Annotated in this window: 18 protein-coding genes; 15 read left to right on the top strand and 3 right to left on the bottom strand. The window is 55.9% G+C overall.

Features of this window, described 5'->3' with window-relative positions:
• The gene (gene thrC, locus LAC65_RS02320; RefSeq protein ID WP_039382467.1) at positions 1 to 1,284 is read left to right on the top strand and encodes a threonine synthase; all 1,284 of its coding nucleotides are present in this window, start codon (positions 1 to 3) and stop codon (positions 1,282 to 1,284) included.
• Positions 1,285 to 1,527: 243 nt separating this feature from the next.
• On the opposite strand, the gene yaaA is transcribed toward thrC, so the two are convergent.
• Complete coding sequence (gene yaaA / locus LAC65_RS02325; RefSeq protein WP_039382468.1) at positions 1,528 to 2,304, bottom strand: peroxide stress protein YaaA; 777 nt, start codon at positions 2,302 to 2,304, stop codon at positions 1,528 to 1,530.
• Between the two features lie 214 nt (positions 2,305 to 2,518).
• Here yaaA and tal point away from each other — a divergent pair, with 214 nt between their 5' ends.
• The 3 genes from tal to LAC65_RS02340 all read left to right on the top strand — a co-directional run bounded on the left by tal (position 2,519) and on the right by LAC65_RS02340 (position 5,590).
• Positions 2,519 to 3,472: a transaldolase gene (tal, locus tag LAC65_RS02330; RefSeq protein WP_039382472.1), complete on the top strand. Its 954-nt coding sequence runs from the start codon at positions 2,519 to 2,521 to the stop codon at positions 3,470 to 3,472.
• 123 nt (positions 3,473 to 3,595) lie between these two features.
• Entirely contained in the window at positions 3,596 to 4,183 is a 588-nt protein-coding gene (gene mog, locus LAC65_RS02335) for a molybdopterin adenylyltransferase (protein ID WP_039382474.1), read from the top strand.
• 105 nt (positions 4,184 to 4,288) lie between these two features.
• The gene (locus tag LAC65_RS02340) at positions 4,289 to 5,590 is read left to right on the top strand and encodes an MFS transporter (RefSeq protein WP_039382476.1); all 1,302 of its coding nucleotides are present in this window, start codon (positions 4,289 to 4,291) and stop codon (positions 5,588 to 5,590) included.
• On the opposite strand, the gene LAC65_RS02345 is transcribed toward LAC65_RS02340, so the two are convergent.
• On the bottom strand, positions 5,582 to 5,803 hold the full coding sequence (locus tag LAC65_RS02345; RefSeq protein WP_139239684.1) for a hypothetical protein: 222 nt from the start codon (positions 5,801 to 5,803) through the stop codon (positions 5,582 to 5,584). The genes LAC65_RS02340 and LAC65_RS02345 overlap by 9 nt on opposite strands.
• A 50-nt stretch (positions 5,804 to 5,853) precedes the next feature.
• On the opposite strand from LAC65_RS02345, the gene dnaK reads away from it, so the two are divergent.
• From dnaK to nhaA, 3 genes are all read left to right on the top strand, one after another.
• Entirely contained in the window at positions 5,854 to 7,764 is a 1,911-nt protein-coding gene (dnaK, locus tag LAC65_RS02350; protein ID WP_039382477.1) for a molecular chaperone DnaK, read from the top strand.
• 102 nt (positions 7,765 to 7,866) lie between these two features.
• Entirely contained in the window at positions 7,867 to 9,006 is a 1,140-nt protein-coding gene (gene dnaJ, locus LAC65_RS02355) for a molecular chaperone DnaJ (protein WP_071669092.1), read from the top strand.
• 150 nt (positions 9,007 to 9,156) lie between these two features.
• Positions 9,157 to 10,335 carry a Na+/H+ antiporter NhaA gene (gene nhaA, locus LAC65_RS02360; RefSeq protein WP_039382481.1) on the top strand — a complete coding sequence of 393 codons (1,179 nt, stop codon included), beginning with the start codon at positions 9,157 to 9,159 and terminating at the stop codon, positions 10,333 to 10,335.
• Between the two features lie 116 nt (positions 10,336 to 10,451).
• Here nhaA and rpsT read toward each other — a convergent pair whose 3' ends face one another.
• Positions 10,452 to 10,715: a 30S ribosomal protein S20 gene (gene rpsT, locus LAC65_RS02365; RefSeq protein ID WP_039382484.1), complete on the bottom strand. Its 264-nt coding sequence runs from the start codon at positions 10,713 to 10,715 to the stop codon at positions 10,452 to 10,454.
• Positions 10,716 to 11,034: 319 nt separating this feature from the next.
• Between rpsT and ribF the strand changes: the two genes are divergently transcribed.
• From ribF to carB, 8 genes are all read left to right on the top strand, one after another.
• On the top strand, positions 11,035 to 11,973 hold the full coding sequence (gene ribF / locus LAC65_RS02370) for a bifunctional riboflavin kinase/FAD synthetase (RefSeq protein ID WP_039382487.1): 939 nt from the start codon (positions 11,035 to 11,037) through the stop codon (positions 11,971 to 11,973).
• A 27-nt stretch (positions 11,974 to 12,000) separates the two neighbouring features.
• Positions 12,001 to 14,820: an isoleucine--tRNA ligase gene (ileS, locus tag LAC65_RS02375; RefSeq protein WP_039382490.1), complete on the top strand. Its 2,820-nt coding sequence runs from the start codon at positions 12,001 to 12,003 to the stop codon at positions 14,818 to 14,820.
• Positions 14,820 to 15,317, top strand: a complete 498-nt coding sequence (gene lspA, locus LAC65_RS02380) for a signal peptidase II (protein WP_039382492.1) — start codon at positions 14,820 to 14,822, stop codon at positions 15,315 to 15,317. Before ileS ends, lspA begins: the two co-directional genes overlap by 1 nt.
• Before the next feature lie 69 nt (positions 15,318 to 15,386).
• A complete protein-coding gene (gene fkpB, locus LAC65_RS02385) occupies positions 15,387 to 15,857 on the top strand; it encodes an FKBP-type peptidyl-prolyl cis-trans isomerase (protein WP_039382497.1) in 471 nt (156 codons plus the stop codon).
• The gene (ispH, locus tag LAC65_RS02390; RefSeq protein ID WP_039382499.1) at positions 15,838 to 16,791 is read left to right on the top strand and encodes a 4-hydroxy-3-methylbut-2-enyl diphosphate reductase; all 954 of its coding nucleotides are present in this window, start codon (positions 15,838 to 15,840) and stop codon (positions 16,789 to 16,791) included. The genes fkpB and ispH overlap by 20 nt, the downstream gene beginning before the upstream one ends.
• A 222-nt stretch (positions 16,792 to 17,013) precedes the next feature.
• Entirely contained in the window at positions 17,014 to 17,829 is an 816-nt protein-coding gene (gene dapB / locus LAC65_RS02395; RefSeq protein ID WP_039382502.1) for a 4-hydroxy-tetrahydrodipicolinate reductase, read from the top strand.
• 466 nt (positions 17,830 to 18,295) lie between these two features.
• Positions 18,296 to 19,444, top strand: coding sequence for a glutamine-hydrolyzing carbamoyl-phosphate synthase small subunit (gene carA / locus LAC65_RS02400; RefSeq protein WP_039382504.1), 1,149 nt, complete (start codon positions 18,296 to 18,298; stop codon positions 19,442 to 19,444).
• Positions 19,445 to 19,457: 13 nt separating this feature from the next.
• Entirely contained in the window at positions 19,458 to 22,685 is a 3,228-nt protein-coding gene (carB, locus tag LAC65_RS02405) for a carbamoyl-phosphate synthase large subunit (RefSeq protein ID WP_039382507.1), read from the top strand.
• Positions 22,686 to 22,792 lie beyond the last annotated feature (107 nt).

Genomic DNA, 22,792 nt, shown 5'->3' on the forward strand with positions numbered 1-22,792 from the left:
ATGAAACTCTATAATCTTAAGGATCACAACGAGCAGGTCAGCTTCTCGCAGGCAGTCAAACAGGGGCTGGGCTCGCAGCAGGGGCTGTTCTTTCCACTGGAGCTGCCGGAATTTGAACTGACCGATATCGATGCGATGCTGGAGATGGACTTTGTCAGCCGCAGCAGCAAAATCCTGTCTGCTTATATCGGGGATGAAGTTACCCCGCATCAGCTGGCTGAGCGGGTCAAAACGGCCTTTACCTTCCCGGCACCGGTGGCGAAAGTCAGCGAAGATATCGCCTGTCTGGAGCTGTTCCACGGCCCGACGCTGGCATTCAAAGATTTCGGCGGCCGCTTTATGGCGCAGATGCTCTCCTATGTCTCCGGCGCAGATGAGCAGATCACTATTCTGACTGCCACCTCGGGTGATACCGGGGCTGCCGTGGCGCACGCTTTCTACGGTATGGACAATGTGCGTGTAGTGATCCTCTATCCGCAGGGCAAAATCAGCGCCCTGCAGGAAAAACTGTTCTGCACGCTGGGTGGCAATATTGAAACTATCGCGATTGATGGCGATTTCGATACCTGTCAGTCGCTGGTTAAGCAGGCGTTTGATGATGAGGAGCTGAAAAAAGCGATTGGCCTTAACTCCGCTAACTCTATCAATATCAGCCGCCTGCTGGCGCAGATCTGCTACTACTTTGAGGCGGTCGCACAGCTTCCGCAGGAGCAGCGTAATCAGCTGGTGGTTTCCGTACCCAGCGGTAACTTTGGCGATCTCACGGCCGGCCTGCTGGCAAAATCGCTCGGTCTGCCAATCAAACGGTTTATTGCCGCAACCAACGCCAATGACACCGTACCGCGCTTTCTCGGCAATGGTGCCTGGCAGCCGAATGCCACTGTGGCTACCCTGTCAAACGCGATGGATGTCAGCCAGCCGAATAACTGGCCGCGCGTGGAAGAGCTGTTCCGCCGTAAAACCTGGCGTCTGACCGATCTCGCTTACGGTGCGGTCTCTGATGAGACGACGCAGGCCACGATGCGCGAGCTGGCCGATCTGGGTTATCTCTCAGAACCGCATGCGGCCATCGCTTATCGTCTGCTGCGCGATCAGCTGCAGGAAGGTGAGTATGGATTGTTCCTCGGTACAGCGCATCCGGCGAAATTCCGCGAGAGCGTAGAAGAGATTCTGGGGCAGACGCTTACGCTGCCGCAGGCGCTGGCCGATCGCGCCGATCTGCCGCTGCTGTCACATCAGATGCCGGCAGAGTTTGTCGCACTGCGCAAATTCCTGCTGCAGTAACAGTAACAGATCGGGGCGTAGTCCATGGCGGCCAGGGGCGCATAAATGCGCCCCCTACGGATATCCCATCCCCTGTAGGGGCGCCATTCATGGCGCCCGGGTTGATGCGCGTGCGAAACGCGATGATGCCAGGGGCGCATAAATGCGCCCCCTACGGATATCGGATGGTCCCGTAGGGGCGTCATTAATGGCGCCCGGATTGATGCGCATACGAAACGCGATGACGCCCCGGCATAAACTGATTTATCGCTGTTCCTGACGCTTAAACACCAGCTCATTTCCCTGGCTGGCGGCCGCATCAAAACGGTATCCATCTGCATCAAACTGCTTCAGCTGATCTGGCTGTGTCAGGCGATGCTCAATCACAAAACGGCTCATCAGACCGCGCGCTTTTTTGGCATAAAAACTGATGACCTTATAGTGACCGTTCTTTTCATCCAGAAACACCGGCTTAATCAGCCGGGCATTCAGTTTTGCCGGCTTTACTGCCCGGAAATATTCATCTGACGCCAGGTTAATCAGCACCTGGTCACCCTGCGCCTGTAGCGCCTGATTCAGCGCTTCCGTGAGCATATCGCCCCAGAAACTATAGAGATCGCGGCCAGCCGGGTTTGCCAGTCGGATACCCATCTCCAGCCGGTAGGGCTGCATCAGATCCAGCGGGCGCAGCAGGCCATACAGACCGGAGAGCATACGCAGGTGCTGCTGGGCAAAATCAAAATCTGCCTCGCTAAAGCGTTCAGCCTGCAGGCCGGCATAAACATCCCCTTTAAATGCCAGGATAGCCGGACGCGCATTTTCCGGCGAAAAGGGCGGCTGCCACTGGTTAAAGCGCTCAGCGTTCAGGTGCGCCAGCTTGTCGCTGATACGCATCAGCGAAGCGATATCAGCCGGGGAGAGGGCGCGCGCAACGTCAATCAGCTGCTGCGATTTTTCCAGCAGCTCAGGCTGGGTAAAGCGGGGGGTGGCAAGCGGGCTCTCATAATCCAGCGTTTTAGCCGGTGAAATCACCATCAGCATACCGGGTCTCCTTGTGCGCCTGCTTAAATATCAGGACATTAACGGAAAATGCATTGCGCGGAGTGTATCAAAAAAGCGGCATTAATCGGCAAATCGCTCCTATTTGCCAGCGCTATCGTAAAGGGCACGCCACGATGTTGCGCCGCTGATTGCGCGTGATATTATCGATTCAGCCTTTTATACCCTGACAGTCAACCAAAGAGAAAAGAGAACCATGACGGATAAACTTACTTCCCTGCGTCAGCTGACTACCGTGGTCGCCGACACCGGTGATATTGCAGCGATGAAGCTCTATCAGCCGCAGGATGCCACGACAAACCCTTCCCTGATCCTCAACGCTGCTCAAATCCCTGAATACCGCAAGCTGATTGACGAAGCGATCGGCTGGGCGCGTCAGCAGAGCAGCGATAAGGAAGAGCAGCTGGCGCTGGTCTCTGACAAACTGGCTGTCAACATCGGGCTGGAGATCCTGAAACTGATCCCGGGCCGCATTTCCACAGAAGTTGATGCACGCCTCTCCTACGATACCGAAGCGAGCATCGCGAAAGCGCGCAGCCTGATTAAACTCTACAACGACGCGGGCATCAGCAACGATCGTATTCTGATCAAACTCGCTTCAACCTGGCAGGGCATCCGTGCAGCGGAACAGCTGGAAAAAGAGGGTATTAACTGTAACCTCACGCTGCTGTTCTCCTTCGCGCAGGCACGCGCCTGTGCAGAAGCGGGCGTTTTCCTGATCTCCCCATTCGTAGGCCGTATTCTCGACTGGTACAAACAGAACACTGATAAAAAAGAGTATGCGCCGCATGAAGATCCGGGCGTGGTGTCCGTTTCTGAAATCTACAGCTACTACAAACAGCACGGCTATGAGACCGTGGTGATGGGCGCCAGCTTCCGTAACGTGGGCGAAATCATTGAGCTGGCGGGCTGCGACCGTCTGACCATCTCTCCGGGCCTGCTGAAAGAGCTGGCTGAGAGCGAAGGCAGCGTTGAGCGCAAGCTGAGCTACAGCGGCGAGATCAGCGAGCGTCCGGCGAAAATGACCGAAGCGGAGTTCCTGTGGCAGCATAACCAGGATCCTATGGCGGTGACTAAGCTGGCGGAAGGCATCCGCAACTTTGCCGTTGATCAGGGCAAACTTGAAAAGATGCTGACCGAACTGCTGTAAGCATGACGCCGTGGCGGTGCCTTGCCGCCGCGGCATTACGCATTTCTCTGCTCTGCGCTTTGTATTATCCTTTCTGCATCTCTCTTTCTTTGCCGCCACGCGGCTAACCACAGCGATACTCTTATGGATACTTTACGCATTGGATTAATTTCCGTTTCCGATCGCGCAGCAAACGGCATTTATCAGGATCAGGGCATTCCGGCACTGGAGAGCTGGCTCAATGCTGCACTGGCAACACCCTTTGAGCTGGAGACGCGCCTGGTGCCGGATGAACAGCCGATGATTGAACAGGCGATCTGCGAGCTGGTAGATGAACGTTTCTGCCATCTGGTGCTGACCACAGGCGGCACCGGGCCGGCACGACGCGACGTGACGCCGGATGCGACGCTGGCGGTAGCGGATCGTGAAATGCCTGGCTTTGGTGAGCAGATGCGTCAGATCAGCCTGCAGTTTGTACCCACTGCCATTTTGTCACGTCAGGCAGGGGTTATCCGCAAACAGTCGCTGATCCTGAATCTGCCCGGCCAGCCGAAATCGATTAAAGAGACGCTGGAAGGGGTAAAAGCGGAGGATGGCAGCGTAAGGGTACCCGGAATTTTTGCCGCCGTGCCTTACTGCCTGCAGCTGCTGGAAGGACCCTATATCGAGACGCATGCGGCAGTGGTAGCAGCATTTCGTCCGAAAAGCGCACGGCGTGAGACAAACCTCTGAATATAAGGCTTTTCAGGCATAAAATTCAGCCTTGCTGGTGTGGTGCGGGTTTGCCGGTATAGTAACGTCTGCTCTACCTTTCCCGGCTCTGGATACCGCACCGTTATGGACTCGCTCACCTCGCATCGACTTAACCGGCAGGACTATAAAACCCTGTCGCTGGCTGCCCTTGGCGGGGCGCTGGAATTCTACGACTTCATTATTTTTATCTTCTTTGCTGCCGTCATTGGCGAGCTCTTTTTCCCGCCCGATATGCCTGACTGGCTGCGTCAGGTGCAGACGTTTGGTATTTTTGCTGCCGGCTATCTGGCGCGACCGCTGGGCGGCATTGTTATGGCGCACTTTGGTGACAAAGTCGGCCGGAAAAAGATGTTCAGCCTGAGTATTCTGCTGATGGCGCTGCCGACCCTGGCGATGGGCGCACTGCCCACCTATGCAAGCATAGGTATCGCTGCACCGCTGCTAATGCTGCTATTGCGGATGCTGCAGGGGGCGGCAATTGGCGGTGAAGTGCCGGGCGCCTGGGTATTTGTTGCTGAGCACGTTCCGGAAAAGCGTACCGGCTTTGCCTGCGGCACCCTGACCGCAGGCCTCACTGCCGGTATCCTGCTGGGTTCACTGGTAGCGACGCTGCTTAACAGCACGATTTCGCCAGCGGCAATGCGCGATTACGGCTGGCGGCTGCCGTTCTTTCTCGGCGGCCTGTTTGGACTGCTGGCGATGTACCTGCGTCGCTGGCTGCATGAAACGCCGGTATTTCAGCAGATGCAGCAGCGGAAAACGCTGTCTGAACGGCTGCCGCTGCAGGCTATTTTGCTGCACCACAAGCGCAGTATTGCGATCTCAATGCTGCTGACCTGGCTGCTCTCCGCCTGCATTGTAGTGGTGATTTTAATGGCGCCCGCACTGATGCAGAAACAGGGCGTGCCTGCTGCGCTGAGCCTGCAGGCCAACAGCCTGGCGACCGTAATGCTGCTGGTCGGATGCGTGCTGGCAGGCTGGATCGGAGATCGCGCGGGTGCGGCGCGTACGCTGATAGCGGGATCGCTGCTGCTGGCTTTCTGCAGCTGGCACTTTTTCCAAAACACCGGCAGCGCGCCGCAGATGCTGTTTTTCTGGTACGGCGTGGCGGGACTGAGCGTCGGTGTGGTAGGCGTAGTGCCGTTTGTCATGGTGCGCGCCTTTCCGCCAGCGGTACGCTTTACCGGCATCTCTTTCTCATACAATGTTGCTTACGCGATTTTCGGCGGCCTGACGCCCGTCAGCGTAACGCTGATGATGCAGCTGACACCTGTGGCACCGGCCTGGTATGTGCTGGCGCTGGCGGCGATCGGTGCCGCTGTCGGCTGCTGGCTGTGGCGTGACGCACGTCAGCCAGCGGGGCACTCCTCGCGCTCTTTATCCTGATGAGCCCGGTACGGCGGGCAGCACTGCTCCGCCGTACTGCTGCTGAAGTTGTACATTTTCCCGCCATTTATCCCGTCCGGCTAAAAGAATCGAAATATTTTTTGCTTTTAACCCTTGATGCGCATCGAAGCGGCCCCATTTACTTGTCATCGGGCGTTGTGAGGCAGCAAAAAAGCCTGCAGTCGCAGTTGAAAGTGGCGGTAACGACCACATCTCTGCATCACAACCCAATTTGACAAAGAATTTACGTGGGAGACGTTTAGATGGGTAAGATTATTGGTATTGACCTGGGTACAACCAACTCTTGTGTGGCGATCATGGACGGCGGCAAGGCACGCGTGCTGGAAAACGCTGAAGGCGATCGCACCACGCCGTCAATCATTGCGTATACCGCAGACGGCGAAACGCTGGTAGGTCAGCCGGCTAAACGTCAGGCAGTGACCAACCCGCAGAACACCCTGTTCGCTATCAAGCGTTTGATTGGTCGTCGTTTCCAGGACGAAGAAGTACAGCGTGATATCAAAATCATGCCGTACAAAATCACCGGTTCTGACAACGGTGACGCATGGCTGGACGTGAAGGGCCAGAAAATGGCACCGCCGCAGATCTCTGCTGAAGTGCTGAAGAAAATGAAGAAAACCGCGGAAGATTTCCTCGGTGAAGCGGTGACTGAAGCGGTTATTACCGTACCGGCTTACTTCAATGACGCACAGCGTCAGGCGACCAAAGATGCGGGCCGTATCGCGGGCCTGGACGTTAAGCGTATCATCAACGAACCAACCGCAGCAGCGCTGGCTTACGGTCTGGACAAAGGTCAGGGCAACCGTACTATCGCGGTTTATGACCTGGGTGGTGGTACTTTCGATATCTCAATCATTGAGATCGACGACGTTGATGGCGAAAAAACCTTTGAAGTGCTGGCAACCAACGGTGATACCCACCTGGGTGGTGAAGACTTCGATAGCCGCCTGATCAACTATCTGGTAGCCGAGTTTAAGAAAGACCAGGGTATCGATCTGCATAACGATCCGCTGGCGATGCAGCGTCTGAAAGAAGCCGCTGAGAAAGCAAAAATTGAACTCTCTTCTGCGCAGCAGACCGACGTTAACCTGCCATATATCACGGCAGATGCAACCGGTCCTAAGCACCTGAACATCAAAGTGACGCGTGCGAAACTGGAATCTCTGGTAGAAGACCTGGTAACCCGTTCAATTGAGCCGCTGAAAGTTGCGCTGCAGGATGCTGGCCTGTCAGTCTCTGACATCAACGATGTCATCCTGGTAGGTGGTCAGACTCGTATGCCAATGGTGCAGGCGAAAGTGACCGAGTTCTTCGGCAAAGAGCCGCGTAAAGATGTTAACCCGGATGAAGCCGTAGCGGTCGGTGCTGCTGTTCAGGGTGGCGTACTGGCAGGTGATGTGAAAGACGTTCTGCTGCTGGACGTAACGCCGCTGTCGCTGGGTATTGAAACCATGGGCGGCGTAATGACCGCGCTGATCAGCAAGAACACCACTATCCCGACCAAACACAGTCAGGTGTTCTCTACTGCTGAAGATAACCAGTCTGCCGTGACCATTCACGTGCTGCAGGGTGAGCGTAAGCGTTCTGGCGATAACAAATCGCTGGGTCAGTTTAATCTCGACGGCATTCAGCCTGCACCACGCGGTATGCCGCAGATCGAAGTCACCTTTGACATCGATGCTGATGGTATTCTGCATGTGTCAGCGAAAGATAAAAACAGCGGTAAAGAGCAGAAAATCACCATTAAAGCCTCTTCTGGTCTGAACGAAGATGAGATCGAAAAAATGGTGCGTGACGCGGAAGCGAACGCTGAATCTGACCGCAAGTTTGAAGAGCTGGTACAGACGCGCAACCAGGGTGACCAGATTGCGCACAGCACCCGCAAGCAGCTGGATGAAGCGGGCGATAAGCTCTCTGCAGAAGACAAAGCACCTATCGAAGCTGCACTGACTGAGCTGAATACCGCGCTGAAAGGCGAAGACAAAGCGGCTATCGAAGCGAAAATGCAGGCGCTGATGGAAGTCTCCGGCAAACTGATGGAGATGGCACAGCAGCAGGGTCAGGCAGGCGCAGCGGACGCCGGCGACGCGTCAGCGCAGCAGCAGGATGACGTGGTCGACGCTGAGTTCGAAGAAGTTAAAGATAAAAAATAATTGCCCCTGACCGGGCGCGACGGCTGGCCTGACAGCCGTTGAAACCAGCACGGGCGTAGGAGTTTCTCCACGCCCGTGCAACTATGTTAAGGGCAGAACAAAATGGCAAAGAGTGATTTTTACGAGATCTTAGGCGTCTCAAAATCGGCTGATGAGCGTGAAATCAAAAAGGCTTATAAGCGCCTGGCGATGAAATATCACCCGGACCGTAATCCGGGCGACAAAGAAGCCGAAGCAAAATTTAAAGAAGTGAAGGAAGCGTACGAAATTCTGACGGATGCTCAGAAGCGTGCGGCCTATGACCAGTATGGTCACGCGGCCTTTGAACAGGGCGGCGGTGGCGGCGGCTTTGGTGGCGGCTTCGGCGGCGGCGGCGCAGACTTCAGCGATATCTTTGGCGACGTATTTGGCGATATCTTTGGCGGCGGTCGCCGTCAGCGTGCATCACGCGGTGCCGATTTACGCTACAACATGGAGCTGACGCTGGAAGAAGCGGTACGCGGCGTGACCAAAGAGATCCGCATCCCGGTACTGGAAGAGTGCGACGTCTGTCACGGCAGCGGCGCCAAAGCGGGCACGCAGCCACAGACCTGTCCGACCTGCCACGGTGCAGGCCAGGTACAGATGCGTCAGGGTTTCTTCACCGTACAGCAGGCGTGTCCGACCTGTCACGGTCGCGGTTCGGTCATCAAGGATCCGTGCAATGCCTGTCATGGTCATGGACGCGTAGAGCGTCAGAAAACGCTGTCGGTAAAAATTCCGGCGGGGGTAGACACCGGCGACCGTATTCGTCTGAGTGGCGAAGGGGAAGCGGGCGAGCATGGCGCACCGGCAGGCGATCTCTACGTTCAGGTCTCGGTGAAAAAGCACCCAATCTTTGAGCGTGAAGAGAATAACCTCTACTGCGAAGTGCCGATCAACTTTGCGATGGCGGCGCTGGGCGGCGAGATTGAAGTGCCGACGCTGGATGGCCGCGTGAAGCTGAAGGTGCCTGCGGAGACCCAGACCGGCAAGCTGTTCCGCATGCGCGGTAAAGGCGTGAAATCAGTGCGCGGCGGCGCCGTTGGCGACCTGCTGTGCCGGGTGGTGGTGGAAACCCCGGTCAGCCTGAACGATAAGCAGAAAGCGCTGCTGCGTGAGCTGGAAGAGAGCTTCGGTGGTCCGAGCGGTGAAAAGAACAGCCCGCGTTCAAAAAGCTTCTTTGACGGCGTGAAGAAGTTCTTTGATGATCTGACGCGCTGATCCAGCGTCCGGGCAACACACTAAAAGCGGAGAGGTAACTCTCCGCTTTTTTATTGATTTTAAACTGGCGTAAAGACGCGGCAAGCGGCTTTTATCACAGGGTTAACGCGGTTACACTCCTTAACAAATTGTTTTTGCTCAGGAGGAGTAATGAAGCAGCCCCGCTCAATCAAAACGTTGCTGAAAAGCTTTATAGAAAGCGATGCCAGCAACGGCATGGTATTAATTCTCGCTGCGGTCGCAGCCATGGTGCTGGCGAACAGCGCGGAAACGGCCGCTGGCTACCAGAGCTTCCTGGCAGAGCCGGTACAGATCCGCTTTGGCGCACTCGATATCAGCAAGAACCTGCTGCTGTGGATCAACGATGCGCTGATGGCGCTGTTCTTTCTGCTGATCGGTCTGGAAGTAAAACGCGAGTTAATCAGCGGCGAGCTGGCCAGTCGCGATCGCGCCATTTTTCCGGTTATCGCTGCCCTCGGCGGCATGGTCGCCCCGGCGCTGATTTTCCTGATCTTCAACCATGATAACGAAATCGCCCGCAACGGCTGGGCGATCCCGACCGCGACCGATATCGCATTCGCCCTGGGCGTGCTGGCGCTGCTCGGCAGTCGTGTTCCCGTAGCGCTGAAAGTGTTCCTGATGGCGCTGGCCATCATTGACGACCTCGGCGCCATTGTGATTATCGCTCTCTTCTATACCAGCGATCTCTCCGTGCTGTCGCTCAGCGTGGCGGCTGCCGCCATCGTGGTGCTGGCCCTGCTTAACCGCTGTGGCGTGCGTAACATCGCCGTCTATATGCTGGTCGGGATTGTGCTCTGGACCGCGGTGCTGAAGTCGGGCGTGCACGCTACGCTGGCGGGCGTGGTGGTCGGCTTCTTTGTACCGCTGGAGGAGAAAGAGGGGCATTCACCGGCAGAGCATCTGGCGCACGGTCTGATGCCGTGGGTGAACTGGCTGATTCTGCCGCTGTTCGCGTTTGCTAACGCCGGGATTTCACTGAGTGGTATCACCTTTGGTGATGTGTTCTCACCAGAGCCGCTGGGGATTATCCTCGGGTTACTGATTGGTAAACCGCTGGGTATTACGCTGTTCTGCTGGCTGGCCGTGAAGCTGCGTCTGGCAGCGCTGCCGGGCGGAACCACGATACGCGATATCATGGCCATTGGCGTGCTGTGCGGTATCGGCTTTACCATGTCTATCTTTATCAGTTCGCTGGCGTTTGATGCCGCTCACGAAGAGCTGGTGACCTTCTCAAAACTGGGTATTCTCAGCGGCTCGCTGCTGTCAGCGGTGATTGGCTATACGCTATTGCGCGTTAAGCTGCGTTAAGCTGCGTTAACCGGAGAGGAGGCGTCAGCCTCCTTTTTACGCTGCCGGCAAACGACAGGCATAAAAAAACCGGCTATAAGCCGGTTCTTTCTACAAAGCGATAAACAGACAGGCGATTAAGCCAGTTTGTTGATCTGAGCCACCAGGTTTGCTTTATGGCGTGCAGCTTTGTTTTTGTGGATCAGACCTTTAGCAGCCTGACGGTCCACGATTGGTTGCATTTCGTTGAATGCGTTCTGCGCAGCAGCTTTGTCGCCGGTTGCGATAGCCGCGTATACTTTCTTGATGAAAGTACGCATCATAGAACGGTTGCTCGCGTTATGCTTGCGACGTTTCTCAGATGTTACGGCGCGTTTCTTAGCTGATTTGATATTAGCCAAGGTCCAACTCCCAAATGTGTTCTATATGGACAAATCAAAGGCCGAGGACTATGCCTTTTGCGCCTTCTTTTGTCAATGGATTTGTGCAAATAAGCGTCGTTTTAACCACGACACCCGCTTACGTAATTGATGGCGCAAGATTCTACCAGCAACCCCGCTCTGAATACAGTATTTCGCAACAATTTCTTCAGCAGGTATGGTGATTTGTTGCCCGACGGTGGGCCAGAGGGCGCTTCAGCGCAGGAAAGGCGTGTATACGGGTTAACCTCAGCGCTATTCAAGGGTATAATCCGCCGATTTCCACCGGTTTGAGTCAGCCATGAAGTTAATCCGCGGTATTTATAATCTGAAACAGCAGCATCGCGGCTGCGTTCTGACCATTGGTAATTTCGATGGTGTGCATCGCGGTCATCAGGCGCTGATGGCGCAGCTGATTGCAGAGGGCCGTAAGCGCAATCTGCCGGTGGTGGTGATGCTGTTTGAACCGCAGCCGCTGGAGCTGTTTGCGGGTGAAAAAGCACCGGCCCGTCTGACGCGGCTGCGTGAAAAACTGCGCTGGCTGCAGCGCGCTGGCGTCGACGCCGTGCTCTGTATCCGGTTTGATCGTCAGTTTGCAGCCTATCCGGCTCAGCGTTTTATCAGCGAGCTGCTGGTGGAAAAACTCGACGTGCGTTTTCTGGCGGTAGGCGATGATTTCCGCTTCGGCGCTGGTCGCGAAGGGGATTTCCTGTTATTACAGAAAGCGGGTGCAGAGTATGGCTTTGAGGTCATCAGCACCCAGACCTTCTGCGACAGCGGTAAGCGCATCAGCAGTACGGCTGTCCGTCAGGCGCTGGCGCAGGATGATTTTGCGCAGGCGCAGCAGCTGCTTGGCCATCCCTTCAGCATTTCAGGCCGCGTGGTGCACGGTGATGCACTGGGCCGTACCATAGGTTTTCCGACCGCTAATCTGCCGCTGCGTCGCGCGGTCACGCCGGTTAAGGGCGTGTTTGCCGTGGAAGTGCTGGGTCTGACCGCAGAGCCGGTGCCAGGCGTCGCCAACATCGGTACCCGCCCGACGGTAAAAGGTTTACGTCAGCAGCTTGAAGTTCATCTGCTCGACACACATATGGATCTCTATGGCCGCCATATTGAGGTGGTGCTGAAACAGAAGATCCGCGACGAACAGCGCTTTTCCTCGCTGGATGCGCTGAAAGAACAAATTGCAAAAGATGTGGTGACAGCCCGCCAATTCTTTGGGCTACAAACACCGGTTTAATGACCGACAGACGGAATCGAGAATCTGATGAGTGACTATAAATCTACCCTGAATTTGCCGGAAACGGGGTTCCCGATGCGTGGCGATCTGGCCAAACGCGAACCGGGCATGCTGCAGCGCTGGTACGATGACAATCTCTACGGCATCATCCGCGCCGCCAAAAAAGGGAAAAAAACCTTCATCCTGCATGATGGCCCTCCGTACGCAAACGGCAATATTCATATTGGTCACTCTGTTAACAAGATTCTGAAAGACATTATTGTCAAGTCGAAAGGCATGGCAGGGTACGACTCACCCTATGTTCCGGGCTGGGACTGTCACGGCTTACCGATCGAGCACAAAGTTGAGCAGATGATTGGCAAGCCGGGCGAGAAAGTCAGCGCGGCAGAGTTTCGTGCCGCCTGCCGCAGCTATGCCGCTGAGCAGGTAGAAGGGCAGAAAAAAGATTTTATCCGCCTTGGCGTGCTGGGCGACTGGGATCGTCCCTATCTGACCATGAACTTCACGACCGAAGCCAACATCATCCGTGCACTGGGCAAAATCATCGGTAACGGCCATTTGCATAAAGGCGCGAAGCCGGTGCACTGGTGTATGGATTGCCGTTCAGCGCTGGCGGAAGCGGAAGTTGAGTATTACGACAAAACCTCGCCGTCTATCGACGTGATGTTCAACGCGCTGGATGCCGACGCGGTGCGGTCAGCCTTTGGCGTCAGCGCCTCAGAGGGGCCGGTTTCACTGGTGATCTGGACCACCACGCCGTGGACCATGCCCGCCAACCGCGCGATCTCCCTGCATCCTGAATTTGAGTACCAGCTGGTCCAGATTGAGGGCCGCAGCCTGATCCTCGCTAAAGATCTGGTGGAGAGCGTGATGAAGCGCGCCGGCATCAGCGAGTGGCAGGTGCTGGGTGAATGCCAGGGGGCAGCGCTGGAGCTGCAGCTGTTTCAGCATCCGTTCCTGACGCAGGTTCAGTCGAAAGTGGTGCTGGGTGAGCACGTTACGCTGGAAGCGGGGACCGGTGCGGTGCATACCGCGCCCGGACACGGTCCGGATGACTACGTAATTGGTCAGAAATATGGCATCGAGACCGCTAACCCGGTGGCGCCAGATGGTACCTATCTGCCGGGCACTTATCCGTCGCTTGATGGCGTAAATGTCTTCAAAGCCAACGACATGATTGTTGAACTGCTGAAAGAGAAGGGCGCGCTGCTCCACGTGGAGAAACTGCTGCACAGCTATCCACACTGCTGGCGTCACAAAACGCCGATCATCTTCCGGGCGACGCCGCAGTGGTTTATCAGCATGGATCAGCAGGGACTGCGTGCGCAGTCGCTGAAAGAGATTAAAGGCGTACAGTGGATCCCGGACTGGGGTCAGGCGCGTATCGAAGCGATGGTTGCCAACCGTCCTGACTGGTGCATCTCGCGTCAGCGTACCTGGGGCGTGCCCATGGCGCTGTTTGTGCATAAAGAAAGTGAGCAGCTGCACCCTGACACGCTTGAGCTGATGGAGAAAGTTGCGCAGCGCGTGGAGCAGGATGGCATTCAGGCGTGGTGGGATCTCGATCCGCGCGAACTGATGGGTGACGACGCCGATCTGTACGTGAAAGTGCCGGATACGCTGGATGTATGGTTTGACTCGGGATCAACCAGCTTCTCGGTAGTCGATGCGCGTCCGGAGTTTGAGGGACACGCGCCGGATATGTATCTGGAAGGCTCCGATCAGCATCGCGGCTGGTTTATGTCCTCGCTGATGATCTCTACGGCGATGAAAGGCAAAGCGCCTTATCGTCAGGTTCTGACGCACGGGTTTACCGTGGATGGTCAGGGTCGCAAGATGTCGAAGTCGATCGGCAACACGGTAGCGCCGCAGGATGTGATGGATAAGCTTGGCGCGGACATTCTGCGTCTGTGGGTCGCCTCTACCGACTACTCCGGCGAAATGGCGGTATCGGATGAGATCCTGAAACGCGCAGCCGACAGCTATCGCCGTATACGTAACACCGCACGCTTCCTGCTGGCTAACCTGGCGGGCTTTAATCCGGCCACTGACTGCGTTACGCCAGAAGAGATGGTGGTGGTCGATCGCTGGGCGGTAGGACGTGCGCTGGCTGCACAGCAGGATATCGTTGCCTCCTATGAAAACTACGACTTCCATGAAGTGGTGCAGCGTCTGATGCACTTCTGCTCCATTGAGATGGGGTCGTTCTACCTGGATGTGATTAAAGATCGCCAGTACACCGCGAAGGGCGACAGCCTGGCGCGTCGCAGCTGCCAGACCGCGCTGTGGCACATTGTGGAGGCGCTGGTGCGCTGGATGGCGCCTATCATGTCCTTTACCGCTGATGAGATCTGGGGTCACCTGCCGGGCGAACGCGCGCAGTATGTCTTCACTGAAGAGTGGTATGACAATCTGTTCGGTCTTGCGGCGGATGAGCCGATGAACGATGCGTTCTGGGCCGATCTGCTGAAAGTCCGCGGCGAAGTCAACAAAGCGATCGAGCAGGCGCGCAGCGACAAGCGCATCGGTGGCGCGCTGGAAGCGACGGTCACGCTCTATGCGGAACCGGAGCTGGGCGCGAAGCTGCAGGCGCTTGGCGACGAGCTGCGTTTTGTGCTGCTGACCTCCGGCGCGACGGTAGCCGATTACGCAACGGCGAGCGATGAGGCGCAGCAGAGCGACCTGCTGAAAGGGCTGAAAATCGTTCTGCATAAAGCAGAAGGCGAGAAGTGCCCGCGCTGCTGGCACTATACTACCGACATAGGCCAGAATCCGGAGCACGCCGACGTGTGCGGACGCTGTTACTCAAACGTAGCCGGTGACGGTGAAGTACGGAAATTTGCCTGATGACTAAACTCAGTTCTACCGGACTGCGCTGGAGCTGGCTGGTGCTGGTCGTTATTGGCATCGATATGGCCAGCAAGCTGTGGGTCATGAACAATATGATGCTGCATGAAACGCAGCCGCTGATGCCGTTTCTGAACCTGTTCTATGCCCATAACTATGGCGCCGCGTTCAGTTTCCTGGCAGACAAAGGTGGCTGGCAGCGCTGGTTCTTTGCCGGTATTGCCATTGCCATTGTGGTCGCGCTGCTGGTGATGATGTATCGCAACCGCGCCAGCAACAGGCTCAGCAATATTGCGTATGCGCTGATTGTTGGCGGGGCGCTTGGCAACCTGTTCGATCGCGCCTGGCACGGTTTTGTCGTCGACTTTATCGACTTTTATGTCGGTAACTGGCACTTCGCCACGTTCAATATCGCTGACTGCGGCATCTGCATCGGCGCGGCGCTGGTGGTGCTTGAGGGGTTCTTCAGCCCCAGCGGCAAAAAAGCAACATCCTGACGTCTGCTGCCTGCACGCCGGTCACGGCTGCAGGCGCAGGCATGATGAAAAAGAGAGTAAGGGTAACCGATGACAGAGACAGTTCAGCCCGATAGCGCGCTGCTGGTGCATTTCACGCTCAAGCTGGAGGATGGCTCTACTGCCGAATCCACCCGTGCTAACGGCAAGCCTGCGCTGTTCCGTCTGGGTGACGGCAGCCTGTCGGCGGCGCTGGAGCGCGAGCTGCTGGGGCGCAAAGCGGGCGATCAGCTCGCCTTTACCCTGGTGCCGGAAGATGCGTTTGGCGCCAGCAGCCCGGATCTGATCCAGTACTTTTCGCGTCGCGACTTTATCGACGCGGGCGAGCCGGAAATCGGCGCGATTATGCTGTTCAGCGGCATGGGCGGCAGCGAGATGCCCGGGGTGATCCGTGAAATTTCCGGTGACTCAATCACCGTGGATTTTAATCATCCGCTGGCGGGGCAGCCTGTCCGGTTTGATATCGAAGTACTGGAGATCGATCCGGTGCTGGAGGATAACAATGCAAATCCTGTTAGCTAACCCGCGCGGTTTCTGCGCCGGAGTGGATCGCGCTATCAGCATCGTTGAGCGGGCGCTGGAGATGTATGGCGCGCCAATCTACGTGCGTCACGAAGTGGTGCACAACCGTTATGTAGTGAGCAGCCTGCGCGAGCGTGGCGCGATCTTTATCGAAGAGATCGGTGAAGTGCCGGATGGCGCCATTCTGATCTTCTCAGCGCACGGTGTGTCGCAGGCGGTACGCGCTGAAGCAAAAGCGCGCGATCTGACCATGCTGTTTGATGCCACCTGTCCGCTGGTAACGAAAGTCCATATGGAAGTGGCACGTGCCAGCCGTAAAGGGGTTGAGGCGATCCTGATTGGTCACGCCGGTCATCCTGAAGTGGAAGGCACCATGGGGCAATACAGCAACCCCAATGGCGGCATGTATCTGGTGGAATCACCGGAAGATGTGTTTAAGCTGACCGTCAAAGATGAGAACAACCTCTGTTTTATGACGCAGACTACCTTGTCAGTTGATGACACCTCTGACGTCATTGACGCCTTACGTCAGCGCTTCCCGGCCATTATCGGCCCGCGCAAAGATGACATCTGCTATGCCACCACTAACCGGCAGGAAGCGGTGCGCGTGCTGGCGCAGGATGCTGAAGTGGTGCTGGTGGTCGGCTCAAAAAACTCCTCTAACTCTAACCGGCTGGCTGAGCTGGCGCAGCGCGCAGGCAAGCTGGCGAAGCTTATCGACTCCGCGGACGATATTCAGGAAGAGTGGGTAACCGGCGTAGAGTGTATTGGCGTGACGGCAGGTGCTTCTGCGCCCGATATTCTGGTACAGCAGGTGATCCAGCGCCTGCGCGAACTCGGTGGTGAAGCAGCCATTGAGCTGATCGGCCGCGAAGAAAATATCGTATTCGAAGTGCCGAAAGAGCTGCGCGTTGACGTGCGCAACGTGCAATAAGCGTTTAACATTTGCTACCGTATCAGGCCGACATTGTTCGGCCTTTTCTTTATGTACGGCTGTATGCCTCGCCACAACCAGCCGCCGGGATTGCTTTTACTGATAATGTTTTATCGCTGTCCTGAAATTCTTATATCCCTTTTTTATTGTGGCGTGACGGTTAGCTGATGGTTAACCTGTTTACGCTTTGCATGCATAGTTTTGTATCAGGAATGAATAAATATGAGTGATATCCGCTTAGCTATTGTTGGTGCGCCGGGCCGCATGGGACGAAATCTGATTCAGGCCGCGCATCAGGCGGAAGGCGTGGCGGTGGGCGCTGCGCTGGCGCGCAGCGGCTCTTCACTGCTGGGTACAGACGCGGGTGAGCTGGCGGGCATCGGTAAAACCGGCGTCACCGTCACCGATGATTTGCTAAAGGTGGTGGACGATTTCGATGTGCTAATCGACTTCACGCGTCCGGAAGGCACGCTGGAGTATTTGGCCTTTTGCCGCCAGCATCAAAAGGCGATGGTGATTGGCACAACCGGTTTTGATGACGCCGGAAAAGCCGCAATTCGTGCAGCGGCAGAGGAGATCGGCATCGTGTTTGCTGCCAACTTCAGCGTTGGCGTCAACCTGATGCTGAATCTGCTGCAGCAGGCGGCCTCAGTGATGGGGGAGTATGCGGATATTGAGATCGTTGAGGCGCACCATCGCCATAAAGTTGATGCGCCCTCAGGAACCGCGCTGGCAATGGGTGAAGCCATTGCGGACGCCATGGAGTGGAAGCTGGAGGATCATGCGGTTTACGCGCGTGAAGGCCATACCGGTGAGCGCAAACCGCACACTATCGGTTTTGCCACGGTGCGCGCCGGCGACATCATTGGTGAGCATACTGCTCTGTTTGCTGATATCGGCGAACGGATAGAGATTAGCCACAAGGCCTCAAGCCGGATGACCTTTGCAAAAGGTGCCGTCCGGGCTGCAGTCTGGGTTGAGTTGCGAAAAAATGGTCTTTATGACATGCGTGATGTGCTTAATTTAGCAAAAAATTGATTGTTGTGAGCCATCGTGATGTGGTTTTTCAGTCGCTAGTCCATTGATTGGCAGGGCAATATTTTTATTGCCCTTTATTTTTGTCAAAATAACCTCTTCGCCATAAAATATCTTCGTAATGGGTTTATTTGCAAGTTAACTCATCTTTTTCTCAGCTGCTAAGATTAAATTTGACCATTTGGTCAAATATTTTGCGTAGCTCCGCTTATTCGGCGGTTATTGTTGTCAGGCAACCGATTAATTACCCTATTAAGATGCTGCTTTTGCCCTGTTTGCACTATATTTTAGTTATAGCCTCCGAAAAACATAAAAAAATAGCCTTTCCGGGTAGACATCAGCAGAGGTGATCATTAGAATGCGCGCAATTTGCCAAAAATCGAGCAGTCAGGCGGTTTTTACATTGATTCAGGCCAGTATTATGAATTAATATGCATATATTGTGACTGTTTATTCCCTGGAGGATGTTTTGATTAAGTCAGCGCTCTTGGTTCTGGAAGACGGAACCCAATTCCACGGTCGGGCCATCGGGGCTACGGGTTCGGCAGTGGGTGAGGTCGTTTTCAACACGTCAATGACCGGTTATCAAGAAATCCTTACTGATCCCTCCTATTCCCGCCAGATTGTTACTCTTACTTATCCCCACATCGGCAACGTTGGCGTCAATATCGCAGATGATGAATCAAACCAGATTCACGCTCAGGGCCTGGTGATCCGCGACCTGCCACTGATTACCAGCAACTTCCGCAGTGAAGAGAGCCTTTCTGCCTGGCTACAGCGCAATAATATTGTCGGCATCGCTGATATCGATACGCGTAAGCTGACGCGTCTGCTGCGTGAAAAGGGCGCGCTGAACGGCTGCATCATTGCGGGTGACGCGCCGGATGCCGCGCTGGCGCTGCAGAAAGCGCAGGCGTTCCCGGGGCTGAAAGGTATGGATCTGGCGAAAGAAGTGGCTACCACGGAGACTTACACGTGGCAGCAGGGGAGCTGGACGCTGCAGGATGGCCTGCCTGAGCAGCAGTCAGCTGACGCACTGCCGTATCACGTGGTCGCCTATGACTACGGCGCCAAGCGCAATATTCTGCGTATGCTGGTGGATCGCGGCTGCCGCCTGACGGTGGTGCCGGCGCAGACGCCAGCAGAAGAGGTGCTGGCACTCAATCCGGACGGCATCTTCCTCTCCAATGGCCCGGGCGATCCGGAGCCGTGTGACTACGCTATCCGCGCGATTCAGGCGTTTCTGGAGACAGAAATTCCGGTATTTGGTATCTGCCTGGGGCATCAGCTGCTGGCGCTGGCCAGCGGTGCAAAAACCGTCAAAATGAAGCTGGGTCACCACGGCGGCAACCATCCGGTAAAAGATCTCGATAATAATACTGTGATGATCACCGCACAGAACCACGGTTTCGCCGTCGATGAGAGCCAGATACCGGCCAATCTGCGTGTGACGCATGTGTCGCTGTTTGACCAGACCGTGCAGGGTATTCATCGTACCGATAAACCCGCTTTCAGCTTCCAGGGACATCCGGAAGCGAGTCCTGGCCCGCACGATGCGGCGCCGCTGTTCGATCACTTTATCGAACTGATTGAAGCCTACCGTTCAAACGCGAAGTAATCAGGAGCCTCCGATGCCAAAACGTACTGACATAAAATCTATCCTGATCCTTGGCGCTGGCCCGATCGTTATCGGTCAGGCGTGTGAATTTGACTACTCGGGCGCGCAGGCGTGTAAAGCGCTGCGTGAAGAGGGCTATCGCGTCATTCTGGTTAACTCCAATCCGGCGACCATCATGACCGACCCGGAAATGGCTGACGCGACCTATATTGAGCCAATCCACTGGGAAGTGGTGCGCAAAATCATCGAAAAAGAGCGCCCGGATGCAGTACTGCCTACCATGGGCGGGCAGACCGCGCTGAACTGTGCGCTGGAGCTGGAGCGCCAGGGCGTGCTGGAAGAGTTTGGCGTGACCATGATTGGCGCCACGGCTGACGCTATCGATAAAGCTGAAGATCGCCGTCGCTTTGACGTGGCGATGAAAAGCATCGGTCTTGATACCGCCCGTTCGGGTATCGCCCACACGATGGAAGAGGCGCTGAAGGTCGCGGAGGAGGTCGGTTTCCCGTGCATTATTCGTCCCTCCTTTACCATGGGCGGCACCGGCGGCGGTATCGCTTACAACCGCGAAGAGTTTGAAGAGATCTGTGAGCGCGGCCTCGACCTCTCTCCGACCAACGAGCTGCTGATTGATGAATCGCTGATTGGCTGGAAAGAGTATGAGATGGAGGTAGTGCGCGATAAAAATGATAACTGCATCATCGTCTGTTCAATTGAAAACTTCGACGCCATGGGCATTCACACCGGCGACTCCATCACTGTGGCACCGGCGCAGACGCTGACGGACAAAGAGTACCAAATCATGCGTAACGCCTCGCTGGCGGTGCTGCGTGAGATTGGTGTGGAAACCGGCGGCTCTAACGTTCAGTTCTCCGTAAATCCGAAAGATGGTCGTCTGATCGTAATCGAAATGAACCCGCGCGTATCGCGCTCCTCCGCGCTGGCGTCCAAAGCCACCGGGTTCCCGATTGCTAAAGTCGCGGCTAAGCTGGCGGTGGGCTTTACGCTCGATGAGCTGATGAACGATATCACTGGCGGTCGCACGCCGGCGTCGTTTGAACCCTCAATCGACTATGTCGTGACTAAGATCCCGCGCTTTAACTTTGAGAAATTTGCGGGTGCCAACGATCGCCTCACTACACAGATGAAATCAGTGGGTGAAGTGATGGCGATTGGCCGTACCTTCCAGGAGTCGATGCAGAAAGCGCTGCGCGGCCTTGAAGTCGGCGCTAACGGCTTCGATCCAAAAGTGGATCTGGATGACGCCGACGCGCTGACCCGTATCCGCCGCGAGCTGAAAGACGCTGGTTCGGACCGCATCTGGTATGTTGCTGACGCGTTTCGTGCCGGTATGTCGGTGGATGGCGTATTTAATCTCACCAACATCGATCGCTGGTTCCTGGTACAGATTGAAGAGCTGGTGCGTCTGGAAGAGCAGGTTGCACGTGAAGGCGTTAACGCGCTGGATGCCGGCTTCCTGCGCGCGCTGAAGCGTAAAGGTTTTGCTGATGCGCGTCTGGCAGCGCTGGCGGGTGTGGCAGAAAGCGAAATCCGTAAGCTGCGTCAGCAGTACAATCTGCATCCGGTCTATAAGCGGGTGGATACCTGTGCCGCTGAGTTCTCGACCGATACCGCCTACATGTATTCCACCTATGAGGAGGAGTGCGAAGCGAACCCGAATCAGGATCGTGACAAAATCATGGTGCTGGGCGGCGGACCAAACCGTATCGGGCAGGGTATTGAGTTTGACTACTGCTGCGTCCACGCATCGCTGGCGCTGCGTGAAGATGGTTATGAAACCATCATGGTTAACTGCAACCCGGAAACGGTCTCAACCGATTATGACACCTCCGATCGCCTCTACTTTGAGCCGGTTACGCTGGAAGATGTGCTGGAGATTGTACGAATTGAGCAGCCAAAAGGCGTTATCGTGCAGTATGGTGGCCAGACGCCGCTGAAACTGGCGCGTGCGCTGGAAGCGGCCGGTGTACCGGTTATCGGTACCAGCCCGGACGCCATTGACCGCGCTGAAGACCGCGAGCGTTTCCAGCAGGCGGTGGATCGTCTGAAACTGAAACAGCCGGCTAACGCCACGGTTGCCACGCTGGAGCAGGCGGTAGAGAAAGCTGCCGGTATCGGTTATCCGCTGGTGGTACGTCCTTCCTATGTACTGGGCGGCCGTGCGATGGAAATCGTCTATGACGAAGTGGATCTTAAGCGCTATTTCCAGACCGCAGTATCCGTCTCTAACGATGCGCCGGTGCTGCTGGATCGCTTCCTTGATGATGCGGTGGAAGTCGATGTGGATGCCATCTGCGACGGCGAGCGGGTGCTGATTGGCGGCATCATGGAACATATTGAGCAGGCGGGTGTTCACTCCGGCGACTCAGCCTGTTCCCTGCCAGCCTATACGCTGAGCAGCGAGATCCAGAACGTGATGCGTCAGCAGGTTGAGAAGCTGGCGTTTGAACTTAACGTACGCGGTCTGATGAACGTGCAGTTTGCGGTCAAAGATAACGAGGTTTACCTGATTGAGGTGAATCCGCGTGCGGCACGTACCGTTCCATTTGTCTCCAAGGCTACCGGCGTACCGCTGGCCAAAGTGGCGGCTCGCGTCATGGCGGGCAAAACCCTGCTGGAGCAGGGCGTGACGGAAGAGGTCATTCCGCCTTACTACTCGGTGAAAGAGGTGGTGCTGCCGTTCAATAAATTCCCGGGCGTCGATCCGATTCTGGGACCGGAAATGCGCTCCACCGGTGAGGTGATGGGCGTCGGCCGTACCTTTGCTGAAGCCTTCGGTAAAGCGATGCTGGGCGCGCAGAGCAACATGAAGAAAAGCGGTCGTGCGCTGCTCTCGGTGCGTGAAGGCGATAAAAAGCGCATCGTCGATCTGGCGGCGAAGCTGCAGAAGTTTGGCTTTGAGCTGGACGCTACCCACGGTACGGCGGTGGTGCTGGGTGAAGCCGGTATCAATCCACGCCTGGTCAATAAGGTGCATGAGGGACGCCCGCATATTCAGGATCGCCTGAAGAACGGTGAATACACCTATATTGTTAACACCACGGCGGGACGTCAGGCGATTGAAGACTCTAAGCTGATTCGCCGCAGCGCGCTGCAGTATAAAGTGCATTATGACACCACGCTGAACGGCGGCTTCGCGACTGCGATGGCCCTGAATGCGGATCCCACTGAGAAAGTGACTTCAGTACAGGAGATGCATGCGCAGCTGAAAGGCAAATAAGCGCAGCGTCCGTAAGAGACAGCGGCCCCGTATGGGGCCGTTTTTTTTTGCCTGAAACAGAGTAGCTATAGCAAACCTGCTGATTTGGCTTAACTTTTAGCTATTGG

It is taken from the genome of Pantoea eucrina (assembly GCF_020079945.1).
In the GTDB taxonomy this organism is placed as follows: domain Bacteria; phylum Pseudomonadota; class Gammaproteobacteria; order Enterobacterales; family Enterobacteriaceae; genus Pantoea; species Pantoea eucrina.